Raw genomic sequence first — 16,229 nt, 5'->3', positions numbered from 1 at the left:
CAGCAATGAACTTTGCTATCCGGTCCCGTCAGAAAGACAGGACCGGACTTGCCGGCTCAGGGTTTCTCAGTATGTTTTTTAAGAAACTTTTCAACGCGGGTCCAGAAGTCGATATTGTTTTCCAGTCGCTGCCAGCCATGGCCTTCATTCGGATAGCTGACCCATTCCACTTGCTGGTTATGCTGCATGACTGCGTCGCGGAACTTGGTGCCATGTATCATCGGCACGCGCAAGTCTTCTGCACCATGTGCATAGAGTAATGGTTGCCGGAGTTTCGCCGCATTTTGCAGCGGTGAAGTGGCTTTGAATTGTTCGGCATCTTTGACACGATCACCGACTTTCAGGGGCAGAAAGAATTTCTCTACATAGTCGTTAGAATCACTCCAGGTCACGCTGTAGCGCAAATCGATATCTGTGACTGCAGCCCATGCAATGCCACAGCGATACAGCGCCGGTTCTTTGATTAAGCCCATCAGGGTGGCGTAACCACCATAGCTTGCACCGGCCAGACAAATGCGGTGCGGATCTGCGATACCTTGCTGAATTGCCCAGCGCGTTGCATCGGTGATGTCGTCCTGCATGGTCAGGCCCCACTGTTTCCAGCCCAGACTTTCATGTTTTTGTCCGTATCCTTTGCTGCCACGGAAATCAACCTGCAAAACCGCGTAGCCGCGTGAAGCCAGAAATTGTGCTTCAGGGTCCCAGTGCCAGTATTCTCCTCTGAGATTCGGGCCACCGTGAATTAACACCACCATAGGAAGCTGTTTGTTCTGACCGCGTGGCAGCGTCAGATAGCCCGGCAGAATCAAGCCATCTCTGGCGGTGATTCTGACCGGATCGCGATATGCCATGCGTGCAGGATCTATCCACGGTTGCAGCTGACCGACGGTAGTGATTTTTTTACTGGCTGGATGGTAAATGTAGAAACTGCCGGGGTCATTGTCGGCACTGGAATACACCAGTATCACATCCAGATCACGGCTTGGAGACAGGATATTCGACTTCCCTGGTATTAACTGATCAATGGTTTCCTGAATCTTTTTCAGTTCCGGATTGAACCACAACGCACCGGGCGCATCGGTTTCATACTGCAATCCTAACCACTCACCATTTTTACGACTGATCAGAACCTGACCGTTGTAGTCGTAACCATCGAAAGCGATCACGGGTTCAGCCGATGTCTGCAGCGTCTCTGTGTCAAAGCTGTACAACTCGCGCAGGTCGTGGTTTCTCAGTTTGCTGACGTAGAGTTTGCCATGCTGGTCAAAGAATTCTGCGCGGAGTCCATCATCCTGAAACAGTGCTTCGTCAAACAGTTTTTTCTTACTGCCGTCCGTATTCAGCAGGTAGGAGACACTGCGTCCGTTTTCGGACACGCTGACGAGGCGCGGAAATTTGTTCTGATCCAGCAGCCAGCCAAGGGCTTCTCCGGGACGCGGAATCAGTACCTGTGCACCGGTTCTGGTATTCAGACGTAATAAGTCATTTGTCGGCGCACGACTGCTGTCGTTGTGGTACTGCACTTTATAAACATAAATATCGTCCGGATAGGCATCACCGGCGTTGCTGACAAAACGATGATTCCACTCCAGCACGCGCTGCATGCTGCCACTTTCTTTCCAGCCGCGCAGAATCAGCTGGCGCTGGTTGTTGCCGTCCGCATCAATCGCCCATAAACCGGGGCCACGGTTCGATTCATCTTTATCCAGTTGATAATTGCTGACGGAATAAACCAGCCGCTGGCTGTTTACCCAGTGAAAACTGCTGATATCGACATTTGAAAACTGTGCCAGGATGCGCGGCTTTAAATCTGCGACTTCCATGACAGCCAGTACATGGCGCTTTCCGGCACCTTCTGCCAGCAATGCAATACGCTTTCCGTCAGGTGACAGCTGTGCTTTCGTCAGAGCTGGCGTACGAAAAAAGTCAGCTACCGGAACGGCTTCATGCTGAGCGGTCGCAGCTGCTTCGCTGCTCGTCATTGCGTGAGCCGGTGCATTGATAAATGCAGAAGCGATGAGTGTAACCAGAAAGAGTTTATTGAAGACAGGCAGTTTCATGGACGTTTTTTGCAGAATATGTTGTGCAGGCTGCTGACTTTGCAGATGTGCTGAAATGCGGAGTATGTGCCTGAAAATATTAAGAAAAAAGACGACATCCATGCATATTCCGTGCGCTGTGCGTATTTCGGATAATTCGGTGCTGCTATTAAAGTCAGGCTGTTGTCTTTTGGATATACAGCTACGGTTTCCGCGCGCACAGTGTTTTGACAATGCACTTCGCAAATGCCTGTGGGATAGGCTTCACGTGCAGCATAGTCCGGTAAAGGGGGCGCTGGGTGAGCCTGACAGCGCAGGGCGTGCTTGTGTAAAGCGTCGCATTGTTTAACGGTCTTTTTCTTGTTTGCCTTGTCGTCCGTTTATAGAATGGTGACTGAATGAAGTCTTAACATGGAAATCTGTATGACAACGATGCTTACCCGGACACAAAACAATGCACTGAGTGCACGACCCCAGGCGCGCTTAATGCAAGCTTTGCTATTTCTGAAAGCGATTCCGCTAGGTATTTTACTGGTGCTGATCTGTTTTTTCGGCTGGTTGCGCAGCGCTGTACAAGTGGCATTTTCAAAACTGATGGGTGTTCCTCATCGGTCTGAGGTGATCGTGTGGAAAGGTTTTCCATCCGTACTCGATATCACGCCAGCCGATAATATGGATTTCGATTTCTGGCGCAAACCCAGTTATATTTTGCCGACACTATCAGCAATGAATCGCTATTTGCTGGATAAGTTGTATCTGGACCAAAGAGTTACTCTTGCTGACGACAGCGACTTCCATTTCTGGATGACTCATGGTCCTTTGAGTCGTTTAGTGAAGACTCAGGGTGATATGCTCAGTATAGACCTGACAGTAATTGCGGATGTCAGTACCGATGAAGGGACGCAGTTACCCGGTATGCTGATACAGGTTGCACGCAATGATCCAATGCAGATCAGCATGCAGTTTGCAGGGGATGATCATGTGTACAGTGCACGGGATGGCGGCTTATGGGTGTTAGCCAAATTGCATGCACAAGCGGCAATTTCCTTTATTTTGCCTGGCCGGTTTCATGGCAACATCCATTTCGGATTGCCTTGTACCGCGGCTGCCGTATTGCAAACATTGCCAGCTGAGAGCGTCTTGTATCAGTTACTGGCACCGCATTTGCGGTTCACGCTGAGGATTAATAATGAGGCATTGCGCGTACAAAGAGCACAAGACCGAAGTAAACCCTATGCACCATTTCCGATGTCCGGTGAAAGTTTTGTGCAAAGTATTGCAGTTGACGTGAAAGAACATGTTGTCGATACCGCATTTCGCGCACCACACTGGAGCATGCAGGGTGAACTGCCGTTCCAGCGATTCGGACAAGCATACTATGAGCCGATTCATGCATTTGTTGCACAGGTGCTGGAACAGGAAGACCCGGCCGTAGTTCGTGCGTATCAGCAAGCGGTAGCGCAATCCGTACCGGGTTTTGACCAGGTACCGGCGGCGGATGCCATTGCAACGCTGATCTGGCAGGTCAGCATACTGCATTCGGCAGACCATCATGCAATGAGCGTACAAATGGGAGAGGCAGGAAAATCCTTTATGGCAATGCGCCTGCCCGTACCTGCAAATAGCCAGATTAAAGCGGAAACCCGTGCAGATGATGTGGTACGTATGGCTTGCTCCGCCGATGCTCGTTACCGTGCCAAAGTGTTTGAACATACTTTCGTGATCGGACATAAGCATCCGTTGTGGTCGAACACCATGGACCAGATTAGCTATCGTTTTCAGCATACGAGTCTGCAGCAACTGGCGCATGACTTCCGCCAGCAATTAATGGATACCGAAGCGAGACTGGAAAGTCAGGGGCTGAACATTTGTCCTTTGCGTCATACTTTCCAGAGTATCTGCTGGTAATCTGTGCGCACAATTTTCGATGTTGAAATCTACACGGCATATGCCTGCAAACTGAATTTTGAAAGAACATTTTCCTGATGCCCGGCTTCTCTGCTCTTTCGCTGAAACTCAAATCCTTTCGTAGTCAGGTAATCGCCCTGTTTTTGCTGACTGGCCTGCTCTGCGTTATCCCAGTTTACGCTTATCTTCACCATATATTCACAGAGCAATTACAGTCAGATCGCGTGAAAGCGTTAAATGAACTGGCTGTTTCAGTGTCTGCAGTGCTTGGCGAAAATTTGCATGAGCGCGAGCGTGAAATTTCATTTCTTGCTGAAATCGCATCGCGCGAAGTCAGTGCAGGGCGGGAGCTGGACTTACAGGCGTCTATCGACAGACTACAGAAAAGCCATCCGTACTATTCCTGGATTGGTTTTGCAGATACAAATGGCACGGTAAAGCAGGCGACAGGTGGCATGCTGACGGGGCAAAGTGTAATTAAACGCCCCTGGTTTCAGCACGGTATGAAGGGGCCATTTGTCGGTGATTTGCATGAGGCAGTCTTACTCGCCAAGTTGCTGCCGCAGGCGGCGGGTGTCGGTCCGGTTCGTTTTATCGATTTTGCTGCCCCTGTCACCGATCAGCAACAACGGCTGGTTGGTGTGCTGGCGGCACATGCGCACTGGGTCTGGGCGGAAGAAGTAATGAAGGTTCTGACGCCGGGCAGCGCACGTGAGCGCGGGTTGTCGCTGTTTATTGTGAACAGTGAAAATCAGATCATCTTTCCGGATCACCAATTTGGCGAAACAGTAGCGATTGGTCAGCAAACGTCGCATTATGCCGTACAAGAAGATGCGAATGGTCGCGCTGTTGCAATGGCCTGGGCACCGGTGAAACAAAGTGCTTTGCAGACACCGATGGGCTGGAAAGTGCTGGTGCGCCAGCCCGTGGATGCCATCCTGAGTGATGTTCTGGTGCTGCAAAATGTCTTTATGTACACGGTAATCGCCGGCGTACTGGTCTTTATCGGACTGGGTGTGTTGATTGCCCGACGCATCAGTGAACCGATAGAAGCAATTACTGATGGCGCACTGGCCATTGCCGCCGGCAATGAAACTGCTACCCTGCGGGTACGTGGCCGGACACTGGAAATCCGGCGTCTGAGCGGTGCAATACAATCGATGGCCAGCCATTTAATCCAGCGAAATCACGCAATTGCTGAAGCAAACAGCGAACTGGAAGCCCGGGTTGCTGCACGTACCAGTGAACTTGCACAGGCGAATCATGCGCTGGAACAACTGGCGCGCCGTGATGCACTGACGGGTATCGCAAACCGGCTGGCCGTGAAAGAGCGTTTGCAGCAGGAACAAGTCAGAACACAGCGCTATCACCAGCCATTCTCGGTACTGATGCTGGATGTTGATCATTTCAAGCGAGTGAATGATACCTACGGGCATGCTGCCGGTGATGAAGTATTGAAGCTGATTGCCGGTCTGATGCAGCAGCAGATTCGTGCCAGTGATTTTTGCGGACGAATGGGGGGAGAAGAGTTTCTGGTGCTGTTACCTGACACCGCGCATCACGAAGCCATGCTGGTCGCGGAAAAACTGCGGCTTGCAGTGCAGCATGCAGCGACACCGATAGAACAAAACATCACGATCAGTATCGGTGTCGCTAGCGACGACAGTACACGTTTTTCAGGTCAGGACTTGCTGCAACTGGCGGATGCGCGTCTTTATGAAGCCAAACGACGCGGCCGCAATCAGGTCATGGGCGAAAACAGCGGTCAGGGCGAGTTACCGGGTACAACAGACGTTCTCTGAAAGTGATCACCCGCCATCAGCCTGAGTCGGTACGCCGGTCCAGCACCAATATCCGATGATGGGAATGCCGAGTCCATACTTTCCAGAAATCATCCATTGATGTTTTCCTTAGCTAAGGCGGGAAAATAAATTTCTTAAATAATTGAGTTATTTAAGAAATTGTTTGCACGATTCGTCGTTTAATTCGCAGGTTCCGTTGCGGGATTTTTCTTGAAAGGATTGCGTTCCGGTGCTTCGTCGTGTTCCATACCCAGCAATAAATGCTTGATCATTTTATTCAGGATAGGCTGGCGATGGCGCAGCAGAACGGAGAAAGCCTGTGGTTTGGCGCCCAGTGCTGCTTTGGGTTCGAGTGCGGTACGGCCAAACGAAATGCGCTGGCAACCCAAAGCCAGTGCGTCTGCAATGGCGGCGTGCAGCAGTCGCAAATATAAGGGTAAGCCTTGCTCTGCTGCTTGCCGGTCGAAGCCGATATGCCATGCAATCGCGGTGTCGCCATCTTTCAGAGTGATAATAAAACCCAGCAATTCGTCGTGACGCCGGAGGCCGCTGATGCGCAATCGCGACCCTGCGACCGCTTGTAACGCGGGAAAATAGCCTGCATCCAGTTCGAAAGGCCGGAAATCGGCATTGATTTGCACCATTTTATAGAGTGCATGAATGCGCTCTGCATCGTGACTGAGATCGGTCAGGCTGACCAACTGGCATTCAGCTTCATGTAAAGGTTTCAGAATGCCATTCTTTACATTACTACGGTATTTGGCATGCAGGCTGGTCAGATAATCTTCCCAGGATTTCCAGGCAGGATCGAACTCTAGCACCATATTCGGTTCGGTTTCCAGCATGCGGTAACTGAGATGCCTGAGTGTCGCGGCGGACTCATGCCAGGGCGCATGTAAGTCTTTGATCATCATGAAATGCGTAGAGCCGGACAATTTTTCAGCGCGACGCACGCGGTATAAAACTTCAGCCACGCCATGCCAGGCTTGTTCAGAATCAGCGTGCTCTGCAAACGCCAGACCATGCTGACCAAATGTCAGCATATTGCCGCAAACGAGTATGCGTTGCCCCGGAGCGATTTTATCGATGGCTTCAGTTAATACGACGGCGCCACGGGATGCATCAGCTGACTGGGTTTGCTGAAGCCGCAGCGTGGCCAGCTGCATCATCATCGCGACCAGCGGTGTCCCGTTCGCATCACGGATGATGGCATAACGCGGCGATAAATTCTGTGGCAAGGCGGTTTCCATCGCCTTCAGATAACTGCGCGAGAGTAACCAGCTGGCATTTGCGGTTAAGGCATCCCACACCGCAGGATTGAGATCATCGATATGTTCACTGATGGTGTAATGCAGACTGGCCGGACCGCGTAAACGCTTACGTGCAGCCTGACGCTGCGTTTGACGTACGATTAAGCTTTTGAAGGCGGTCGGTAATGACATAATTGATCCTGTTTGTCGCGGAATAAATATTGTATATGAGGTATCTTTTATGCAATCATAATTCTGCCCAGCGGTATTTTTGCAAAGGGAGATCAGAATGCCTTCCGGAGCCGTTACTGGCGCCGTCAGCATTTGCCGGTACTGACTGCGTCATACCGGCTCTTTCTCCCTGTAGGCACTGGCTTATTCCTGACACAGGCTTTGCTGATATGCCACCGGTGTCATGCCGGTGAGCACCCGGAATGTGCGCACAAAATGGGCCTGATCGAAATAGCCCAGTTCCAGTGCCAGCGCTGCCCAGTCTTTGCTGTCACCGGCCTGAATACGGGCGATGGCTTCATGCAGGCGATAGCGTTGTATCACCCACTTGGGGCTGACACCGACGTATTGCTGAAACAGACGTTGCAGCGTGCGTTTATGGATGCCGCAGTGCAGTTGCAGATCATCGACGCTGCGTAATGCCGGCTGGCTGATAATGTCCCGCAATATCGTCTGTACCTGCAGCATCGCCGGATCCGGCGCAGGTAAATGCGGTATCAGAACCTGTTCTGCCAGCGTGCACAGAGAAGCAAAAGCTTGTTCATCGCGGACAGCTGACACCAGCACTGCTGAACCGGCAGCCAGTGCTGAAGGTAAGGCACAGATCCGGTTATGGATCGCAGAAACCGGCTGACCCAGCAGCGGATAAAAGCCACCCGCCTGAAATTTGATACCGAACACACGCTGCCTGCCTTGCAATACACGCGTAAAACGGCCGCTTTGTATGCCATAGATCTTTGCTTCACCTTGCTCAATCACCAGATGCACATTCGGATGCGGCAGCGTGGTCTGCACAGGCGGTTCTGCATCGCTGTCATCCCAGGCAACGTACCAGAAATGTTCAATAAACGGTGCCAGCACAGCACAGGGTGCTTGTCGCTCGTGCTGAAAAGCGGCTTCAGGTATCGCAGGTCGTAAGACGCCGCGTGGCGGGCTCAGATTCGTCATTGCTAATGTTGTCGCGTTTTTCCTATCGTTGCGGCGGCAAAAAGCGTTCAATGCGGTTTGAAACGCCCGCAGCATTCCGCTTGCAGGGCGCAGTGTATCAGGGAGAATATGATGATCCAAACCAGCGTTAATGCGATTTCGAAAGCAGTTACGGTATGCGCCGTCTGCGTCATACTGATGTTCAGTGCGGCGCATGCCGAGGCCACGGCCCAAACCACTCCGCAAAACTTAAAGGAAAAAACCATGCAACAGATACGTGGCAGTTTTGATGTGCAATTGCAGGCGCAGCCTGCGGCCGAGGCGATCGCCAGCGCCGCGCTGGGACGACGCACCATCTTGAAACAATTTCACGGCGAACTGGATGCCGCCAGTCTGGGTGAAATGCTGTCAGTACATACAGCAGTGAAGGGTTCTGCCGCGTATGTTGCGCTGGAACGTGTCAGCGGCACCCTGAGCGGAAAGCGCGGCAGCTTTGTGCTGATGCATACCGGACTGATGGATAAAGGGCAGTCATCGCTGACCGTGCAGGTCGTTCCTGATTCAGCGACAGAGGAATTGCAGGGTTTGAGCGGAACCATGCAGATTGAAATTCGCGAAGGCAAGCACTTTTACGTGTTTGATTATCAGCTGCCATAAGCGAAGTTAGCTTACTGACCGCCTGCTGATTGTGCAATTATCGTCATTTGGCATTTACGGAGAGCCGGACTTTCTGCCGACGACCGCCGGATTGCTGTGCTGAACTCCGCATTTGGGGCTGAAAATGCAAAAAAACGCGCCTGAAAGCGGTTTTCGGGGCAGAACCTGTAGTCAACTAACAGGAGATGTCTGCAAAAACAGTGCGCTGCCGGACATTCACGGACAGCGCACCATCACACTTATTTTGCCAGCGGTGTCACGAAATCACGAATTGCCTGATTCAGTACGGCTGGCTGATCTTCCATCGGGAAGTGGCGTGAGTCGCTGACGGGTTTGACGGTCAGCTGCTGGATGCCTTTGCTGAGTTCAGCCCAGTACGCATGTTTAACAGCTTCGTCGCGGAAGCGGGAATTTTGCATGTCCGGCGCATAGTAAGGCGAGATCAGCAGTACAGGGACGCTGATTTTCGGCAGATCAGCGCGGAAGTCGTTCAGATAAACATCACTCATCCAGCTGGCGACGGTGGCAGGATCGCTTTTACCGGCGCGTTCCGCAATAAAATCTGCATTCGACGGATCAATCATCCCAACGGTACGCATATAGTTTTTTTGTGAAGCGGCAAACGCATCAGCTTGCAGGCTGCTCATCCCTTGTTTCATTTGCGCGGCCATGGCAGTGCGCTGTGCGCCTGCTGCGTTTTCGCTGAACGGGAACACCGGCAAACCATCCACCGCCACAACGCCACGGATCTGATCTGAATGCTGTGTGGCAAACCATTGCGACAGGCTGGCACCGATGCTGTGGCCGATCAGCACTGGTTTATTCAGTTTCTCTTCACGGATCAGTTGCAGCAGCGAGGTTTCAAAGTCCTGACGCGGTTGCGCAGCCAGTTTTTCCGGAACAGGGCGACCGCCAAAACCAGCGAACGTCACCAGATAGATTGCGTAATCTTTCTCAAACGCAGTCAGCACATTGCGCCAGCTGTCCGCATCACAGCTGAGTCCCGGAATCAGAATCAGGGCCGGTTTCTGCGTATTCTGCACGCCGCGTTTCTGCACATAAAACATGCCGGTACGGGTTTCGGCCGCGCTGACGCCAGCGGTTTGCGTTGTTGCAGACGTTCTGGTTTGTCCGGCGGCTTGTGCTGCCAATGGCATTGCGATCGTGCTCAGAGCGCCCAGCGCGAAGCATGTGCTGATCAGGGTATTGCGCAGAATGTGGCGAGTGTTTTTCATGATGTGCTCCGTCAATGTTGTTGTGTATTTCGTTTAACCAGATAAACCAAAGCAAAACCAGACAAAATGAAACCGGTACGACCTGAAACTGCATTGCAGAACGCTTCGTTCTGCTTAATCTTCTGAAAAAATTTCTTCAATCCGCTTGCTGAACAGACGCGCCAGTGCAAACGCCAGTGGCAGACTGGGATCGTACTTGCCGGTTTCAATCGCATTAATGGTCTGGCGCGATACGCTGAGTAAGTCGGCCAGTGCAGCCTGACTCCAGCCTTTTTCTGCGCGTAAATCCTTGACGATGTTTTTCATATTTCACCCCGGTATTTCCGGAACATGCTGACCACCAGCCAGGTTCCCATAAACAGACCGTAGTAGATAAAACCACTGAGGCGCGGAAAGCCGACACCTTCCAGAAAACCGTAGCTGAACGCGAGCAGGGCGGTGAAGCCACCGGAAATTGCCAGTATTTCCAGCATGATCAGGCGGACATAATCATCCATGCGGCGCAGATGGCGGATCACCACCCACAACACGCCGGCAGCCGGTATGGCAGGCAAGAGCACGATGGCGGCACGCATCCATTGTTCTGTGAGACCTTTTGCAATCCAGATCGAGCCGAACAGCACCACCATGTACACGGCGATGCAGCTCCACAATTCTTTACGGTACTGGCGCATGGTGTTGATGTCGTGCTGAGAATAGTCAGACATGATGTTTCCTTTCGTTGTAAAGCAAACTTGACATTGCAGTGTAAGAAAAATGCCGCAGTGCGGCAGCAGTGCCTGACATCGGCGGCGGTGTTAATCCGGCTGTGTGTCAAGCTTCCTTTACATCATAGCGTGAGCAAAAAGAATGTCAAGGACGCTTTACATCATTGTTGGCATTTTGCTGAAATCGTCATCTGCGATTTCCGAAGGCCCGCACTTTCTGCCGACGACCGCCGGATCGCTGTGCTGAACACCGCATTCAGGGGTAAACGGGCATGAATCAACCCTGAAATCGCCCCTGAAATCGTTCCTCATGTCGTCCGCTTGCCGTCTTCGCATGGGGCATGTGTCGCCGGTTGGGATGGCGCATTCTGTCCGAATTTTGCGATCTGCTGCGCAGGGCACACCACTACGCGGAAAATTCGCAAAGTTATATGTTTTGCATGTCATAATCTTCCGCTTTGACTGACCACAGTACTGAGGTTTGCATGGCGGGCATCGTAAAAAAATATCGCTTAATGTTTCTGAATGAACCGTCGCGTTTGCTGGAGATCGAGCTGATACGCGCCCCCGGCCATGAAGAACCGGCGCGCTATCTGGTGAACTGGCGTGAAGGTAAATCCGGCAAAGCCTGGCAGGAACACACCAGAACGCCGTTTCCGGTGTCGCTGGCGGAAGCAGAGCAACTTTGTGATGACTTATATAGAAGCCGTTTGCAGCAGGGTTATGCCTTGAAAGACCTGCGCTGGCCGGAAGATCTGCCTGTGAAACCGGCTCCTGCACCTGATCTGACGCAGACTGCAGTAACAACCGTCACAAAAAACGCAGCCTTACCCGACATCATCACGCCGCAACAACAAGCTTTACTGCAGCAACTGGATCGCTGGCGCAGTCTGTCGCCGCGTGCACGTTCCCGACTGGCGTGGCAACTGGGTGAACACCGTTGCCGCGCTGCCTTACCCGCACTGATTCCTTATCTGCAGAGCGGTTCAGATTTACTCGACTACTGTATCTGCTACGCGATTGTCCGTTGCGAAGATCCGGGTGCATATCCGGCGGTACAGGCTTTACTGACGCGGACTTCATCGCCGATGACAGGCCGCATTGCGCGTCTGGCATGGCTGGTGTTGTGTCCGGCCAGCGAAGCGCAGGACTACGCGGAAAAGCTGGTACAGAGCTGGCCGCAGGAATTGCAGCAGGCATGGCAAACCGGACTGCAAACGCAGGATGCAGAGCCGGTGCTGAAGTCGCTGCTGCATGCCATGCGCTGGGAAAAATGGCGGCTGGACGACTGGCTGGAATCTTTATACCTGATCAGCTTCAGTGCAGAACCGGCTGCCGCAACACTGGCAAGGACGCTGGTACTCAGTCAGTGCCGCAGTTTACCGGTGGATAGTCTGGTGTTCCGCGCCATGCGCCACCTCTGGAAAATTGCAGAAATACGACTGGATGCTGAGTTATACGGCTTGCTGCTGATGCGGTTTGAAGTGACCGCGCCGCGTGTGTTTAATGCAAGCAGCGCAGCGTATATTTATCTGCCGCGCCATCGTCGCCCCGTGCCTTACCGTCAGGCGGTGCAGCAGGAAGAAAATCAGCTGTGTTTCTCGAATCTGACCCGCGATTATTTCCGCCGTCGCGGCTGGCGTACGCTGCGCCGGCTGGCAGTGATGCAGCCGGACGCTTATCCGGCTATGGCAAGCGGCGTGTTGCTGGCAGCGCGTGAACAGGATGCAGCCAAAGCCTTCGTTTCCCGTCATCCTTACTGGGACAGCGATACGCGCCAGTACAAATACACCTCGCGCCATCACAGCAGCTATTCGCGCTGGCTGGTGCTGAGTCAGATTCTGTTCAGGGAAGATGCCGGTGTCTGCTGGTCGAGCAGTGGCCTGAGCTGGTGGCGTACTGAGCCTGAGCAGCAATATGCATTTAAAGATCAGCCACGCACAGAAGCGTTTGCTGCACTCTGGAATGCGCAGCCAGCGCATTTACTGCAATGCCTGTTGCAGTCAGACATCGCCACCGTCCAGCGTTTTGCAGCACGTGCTTTGCACGATCTGCCCGCATTTCTTGCAGAATTATCTGCTGATCAGTGGCAGCAGATTCTGCTTCAGGGTGAGTCCGGGCTGGCGCTGGCGTGGGCTTATCACCAGCCCTTGCTGGAAAGCGGGACGGCTGCACCGGATTGTGCGATCTGGTTTCTGCAGGCCGGATACGCACCGGCCACAGAATTTATCCTGCGCTGGCTGACTGCCCATCCTGAAGTGACGCAGCAATGCCCTGCGATCTTGCTGCATCTGGTTCTGCATCCGGATCAGCGTTGTCAGCACTTATTGCAATTACTGATGCCGCGTCTGCAAGCCGCAGAGAATTCTGCATTGCTGGATGCAGTCAACACATGGCTGAGCGGCAATCCGGACATTTCTGCAGAAGCACGCGACCGTGCGTGCTCATGGGTACAGGACTGGCTGAGCACTGCCGCAGCGAACGCCGGTATCGCTCAGGCCGCTGTCTGGGAGCGTGTATTACAGGAAGGGCATCCGCGTCTGAAACGTATTGCGCTGCTGCTCATCAGTCACCATCCGCAATGGCAGGCAGAGAGCTGCATTCGTCAGTTGCCGGAATGGATGGCAGATGCCGATCCGGATTTACGCATACTGGCAGCAACGCTGTGTACGGTTTTGCCTCCCGCCATCATTTTTGCGCGTCCTGACCTGATCAGTTTTTTAGCCTGTACAGAACACGCGCGTGTTCGTCTTGCAATCTGGCCATTGCTGTATCGCCTTGAAACGGGATCCTCCGTCATTCCGCAATTGGCACGCACGCTGATTGATGCCTTGTTCCGCGCATTGCCGGATGATGCAGAACCGGACAGTAGCGCGAACCCCGGACATCATCTGCATCAGGAAATTCTGCGCTGGATGCAGCACTATCAGTCGGATGTGCTGCCGGCACTGGATACCGATTTGCAATGGCGCTTGTTGCAAGCGCGCAGCGGTGGTGCGCAGCTGGCAGGTTTCTGGCTGCTGGAAACCGAAGATTCAGGATTTGCGGTGGCAATGACTCCGGCGCGCTGGATTGCACTTGCGCGCCATCCTATGGCTGCAGTGCGTCTGCATATGCTGCAGCATTTTCAGCGACTGGCGTTGCATGACCTGACAGAACGGGCGCAATGGCTGGATGCTTTTCATACGCCGTGGCCGGAATTCCGTGCCGCACTGATGACTTGCTGGGAACAGCAACTGCGCCCCGGTGACTGGACTTTGTCTGAGCTGATGCATTGTTGTGATCATCCGTATGATGATATCCAGCGCTTTGCACGCCAGCTACTGACGGAACGCTTCCGCGCCGAAGAAGCGGCGCAATGGCTGGCAGATCTGAGTCAGCATCCGTCGGAAAGCATGCAGTTATTTGTCAGTCAGTGGCTGGAGCAGGTATTTCAGCTGACGCCGGTGCCGGAAAAAGCTGCGCTGCTGAACAAATTGCTGCCGTATTTCCTGAACGTGCTTTCACGCGTCAACCGCAGTCGCGTCACGCGATTGCGCAGTCAGCATTTACTGCACGGACTGGCAAAGCAGCAAGCGGATCTGGCACATCTGGTAATTCCTTTGTATGTGCGTCTGGTGGCAACGCAGGCAGTGCAGGATAAAGCCAGTTATATCCTCGGATTGACAGAGATTCTGCAAATCCATCCGCAACTGGCAACACTGGCGGAAGGCATTGTCAGCATGCCACCGGCAGAAATCCGTTCACACCGCCGCGGAGAAAAAGTATGAAATTCCGTTATCGCTATTATGGTCAGAGCCAGATTCAGGATACGGCGTACAGCACCAGTATGCAGTTCGCACCGGATACCCTGCGGGCACCGGTTTACTTTGACGGCATTCTTCAGCCTTCTGCTGCATTGCATTTCCGCGAAGCGATCAGCAGCCTGCACGATGTGGTGGTTTCTGATCTGAAAACACGCCCTAAAGACCGGAGTGCTTATCAGCAATGGCTGCAGGAAAACCAGCAATCCATGCTGAATCAGTACATGGCGCGATCTGAAAATTTGCGCGCAGAAAGCGCAGGAATTCAGAAAGAGCTGACACAGTTGCAGCAGCAGAAAGGCCTGTTACTCAAACCTTTCTATGCAGCTCGCCAACAGTATTTTAATGATTTATACCGGCAGAACCGCGATATGTGGCTGGTGCTGGATCCGGTGATTAGCGTCCATCCGGATCAGATTCTGTTTGAATGTTTCAGTCGCGATGAAGCCAGCTACGCCAGCTTATCCTGTTCACACAATGTGTTCGGACAGCATGGTGATATGGCCTGCGGCACAACCAATATTGATTACTCAGACGCGCTTTACACCGAATTTCAGAAAATCCGTGACTATAAACAGACACGCTTCGGTATTCAGCAGGCAGGCTTTTCTGTCACCAGCGGACAGGATGAACAATGGCAGGAACCGGAAATTGATTTGCCCGACAGCTGGATCAGAGGTTTTCTGCAGGTCAGCACCGCAATGAGTCTGCCAGCCGTGCAGTTGCAACTGCATCCTATGGATATTCACGGTATCTGCCTCGCTTTGCGTCGCCGTAAAGAAAAGAATGGCCCGCGCTCACTGCGCTTTATTCTGCAACCGGGAAAACCGGTGGAGGTGCTGATCGAACCCTGGAATCAGCGTTTGCAGTTTGCACGCTCGGTATTTCAGGGCGATGCGGCGCAGGAAATCCGTATCTGGGGACGCCGCCGCATACTGACGCTGGAACGGCTGATTCCGGTTGCGCAATCATTTACCGTACATTTACTCGGTACTGGCATGCCGAGTTTCTGGGTCGCAAATATGCCGGATATGGCATTCACACTGGGCTTATCCGGATGGACTGCGAATGACTGGTCCTCTGGCAGTCAGCTGGCGCTGATGGCCCCGCGCACCGCTTACAGTAGCGCGACCATGCAGGCGGTCACGCAGGCGCTGAATACGCAATGGCAATTGCCGGTGGCCGGTTTCAGCCAGCAACATGGTTTGCCTTCCGGCGAAGTGGCGGCAGCGACTGAAGCACTGATACAGAGTGGCAGAGCGGTGTACGACTTGCAACTGCGTACTGTCCGCTGGCGTGATCTGGTGCGCGAACCTTTACAGATGGACAGTCTGCGGTTTCAGAGTGAGCAGGAAGCGCTGGCGAGCCAGCTGATGTCGGCGGGACTGGTAAAAGACGCGGGGCAGGAGGGTAGTGGTGAACATGTACTGTGGCGCGCCCGGGTTGCGGAGAGCGCGCGTAATCCATCGCGATGGTTGCCGGTATCGCTGACAATGGATGCTGATTTGCGGATACGTGATGCGCAGTGCGGCTGCGACTACTTTTTCCGGCATCAGTTAAGACGTGGCCCTTGCGAGCACATACTGGCTTTGCGTCAGCAGGTGTATTGTAAGTAACAGCAATGCAATTCAGCGCATTGCAGAGTAGTGTGGTAATGCTACTTAAGAATT

Annotated in this window: 11 protein-coding genes; 5 read left to right on the top strand and 6 right to left on the bottom strand. The window is 53.0% G+C overall.

The window, feature by feature from the left end:
• Positions 1-56 precede the first annotated feature (56 nt).
• The gene (locus tag IE092_RS05600; RefSeq protein ID WP_189356049.1) at positions 57-2,060 is read right to left on the bottom strand and encodes a S9 family peptidase; all 2,004 of its coding nucleotides are present in this window, start codon (positions 2,058-2,060) and stop codon (positions 57-59) included.
• A gap of 402 nt (positions 2,061-2,462) precedes the next feature.
• Here IE092_RS05600 and IE092_RS05595 point away from each other — a divergent pair, with 402 nt between their 5' ends.
• Both IE092_RS05595 and IE092_RS05590 read left to right on the top strand, forming a co-directional pair.
• On the top strand, positions 2,463-3,947 hold the full coding sequence (locus IE092_RS05595; protein ID WP_189356048.1) for a hypothetical protein: 1,485 nt from the start codon (positions 2,463-2,465) through the stop codon (positions 3,945-3,947).
• A 224-nt stretch (positions 3,948-4,171) separates the two neighbouring features.
• Complete coding sequence (locus IE092_RS05590) at positions 4,172-5,749, top strand: sensor domain-containing diguanylate cyclase (RefSeq protein WP_189356047.1); 1,578 nt, start codon at positions 4,172-4,174, stop codon at positions 5,747-5,749.
• A 179-nt stretch (positions 5,750-5,928) separates the two neighbouring features.
• Here IE092_RS05590 and IE092_RS05585 read toward each other — a convergent pair whose 3' ends face one another.
• Both IE092_RS05585 and IE092_RS05580 read right to left on the bottom strand, forming a co-directional pair.
• Positions 5,929-7,191, bottom strand: a complete 1,263-nt coding sequence (locus tag IE092_RS05585) for a GNAT family N-acetyltransferase (protein WP_189356046.1) — start codon at positions 7,189-7,191, stop codon at positions 5,929-5,931.
• A gap of 183 nt (positions 7,192-7,374) precedes the next feature.
• Positions 7,375-8,178 (bottom strand): helix-turn-helix domain-containing protein, encoded by an 804-nt coding sequence (locus IE092_RS05580; RefSeq protein ID WP_189356045.1) that lies wholly within the window; start codon positions 8,176-8,178, stop codon positions 7,375-7,377.
• A gap of 243 nt (positions 8,179-8,421) precedes the next feature.
• On the opposite strand from IE092_RS05580, the gene IE092_RS05575 reads away from it, so the two are divergent.
• Complete coding sequence (locus IE092_RS05575; protein ID WP_189356044.1) at positions 8,422-8,814, top strand: DUF3224 domain-containing protein; 393 nt, start codon at positions 8,422-8,424, stop codon at positions 8,812-8,814.
• A gap of 239 nt (positions 8,815-9,053) precedes the next feature.
• Here IE092_RS05575 and IE092_RS05570 read toward each other — a convergent pair whose 3' ends face one another.
• The 3 genes from IE092_RS05570 to IE092_RS05560 all read right to left on the bottom strand — a co-directional run bounded on the left by IE092_RS05570 (position 9,054) and on the right by IE092_RS05560 (position 10,756).
• Complete coding sequence (locus IE092_RS05570; protein WP_189356043.1) at positions 9,054-10,049, bottom strand: alpha/beta fold hydrolase; 996 nt, start codon at positions 10,047-10,049, stop codon at positions 9,054-9,056.
• Positions 10,050-10,163: 114 nt separating this feature from the next.
• Positions 10,164-10,355 carry a helix-turn-helix transcriptional regulator gene (locus IE092_RS05565; RefSeq protein ID WP_189356042.1) on the bottom strand — a complete coding sequence of 64 codons (192 nt, stop codon included), beginning with the start codon at positions 10,353-10,355 and terminating at the stop codon, positions 10,164-10,166.
• Complete coding sequence (locus tag IE092_RS05560) at positions 10,352-10,756, bottom strand: hypothetical protein (protein WP_189356041.1); 405 nt, start codon at positions 10,754-10,756, stop codon at positions 10,352-10,354. Before IE092_RS05560 ends, IE092_RS05565 begins: the two co-directional genes overlap by 4 nt.
• A gap of 485 nt (positions 10,757-11,241) precedes the next feature.
• Between IE092_RS05560 and IE092_RS05555 the strand changes: the two genes are divergently transcribed.
• Both IE092_RS05555 and IE092_RS05550 read left to right on the top strand, forming a co-directional pair.
• Complete coding sequence (locus tag IE092_RS05555; RefSeq protein WP_189356040.1) at positions 11,242-14,526, top strand: hypothetical protein; 3,285 nt, start codon at positions 11,242-11,244, stop codon at positions 14,524-14,526.
• Entirely contained in the window at positions 14,523-16,175 is a 1,653-nt protein-coding gene (locus tag IE092_RS05550) for an SWIM zinc finger family protein (protein ID WP_189356039.1), read from the top strand. The genes IE092_RS05555 and IE092_RS05550 overlap by 4 nt, the downstream gene beginning before the upstream one ends.
• Positions 16,176-16,229 lie beyond the last annotated feature (54 nt).

It is taken from the genome of Cognatundibacterium squillarum, from assembly GCF_014652435.1.
GTDB classification, from domain to species: Bacteria; Pseudomonadota; Gammaproteobacteria; order Burkholderiales; family Burkholderiaceae_D; genus Undibacterium; species Undibacterium squillarum.
The sequence above is the reverse complement of the archived record's forward strand: the minus strand, read 5'-3'. Positions and strand labels throughout refer to the sequence as shown.

Bases quoted from the DNA above. Each gene is read 5' to 3' on its own strand.
- IE092_RS05585 (WP_189356046.1), bottom strand. From the start codon at position 7,191: ATGTCATTACCGACCGCCTTCAAAAGCTTAATCGTACGTCAAACGCAG.
- IE092_RS05565 (WP_189356042.1), bottom strand. From the start codon at position 10,355: ATGAAAAACATCGTCAAGGATTTACGCGCAGAAAAAGGCTGGAGTCAG.
- IE092_RS05600 (WP_189356049.1), bottom strand. From the start codon at position 2,060: ATGAAACTGCCTGTCTTCAATAAACTCTTTCTGGTTACACTCATCGCT.
- IE092_RS05580 (WP_189356045.1), bottom strand. From the start codon at position 8,178: ATGACGAATCTGAGCCCGCCACGCGGCGTCTTACGACCTGCGATACCT.
- IE092_RS05560 (WP_189356041.1), bottom strand. From the start codon at position 10,756: ATGTCTGACTATTCTCAGCACGACATCAACACCATGCGCCAGTACCGT.
- IE092_RS05575 (WP_189356044.1), top strand. From the start codon at position 8,422: ATGCAACAGATACGTGGCAGTTTTGATGTGCAATTGCAGGCGCAGCCT.
- IE092_RS05595 (WP_189356048.1), top strand. From the start codon at position 2,463: ATGACAACGATGCTTACCCGGACACAAAACAATGCACTGAGTGCACGA.
- IE092_RS05550 (WP_189356039.1), top strand. From the start codon at position 14,523: ATGAAATTCCGTTATCGCTATTATGGTCAGAGCCAGATTCAGGATACG.
- IE092_RS05570 (WP_189356043.1), bottom strand. From the start codon at position 10,049: ATGAAAAACACTCGCCACATTCTGCGCAATACCCTGATCAGCACATGC.
- IE092_RS05555 (WP_189356040.1), top strand. From the start codon at position 11,242: ATGGCGGGCATCGTAAAAAAATATCGCTTAATGTTTCTGAATGAACCG.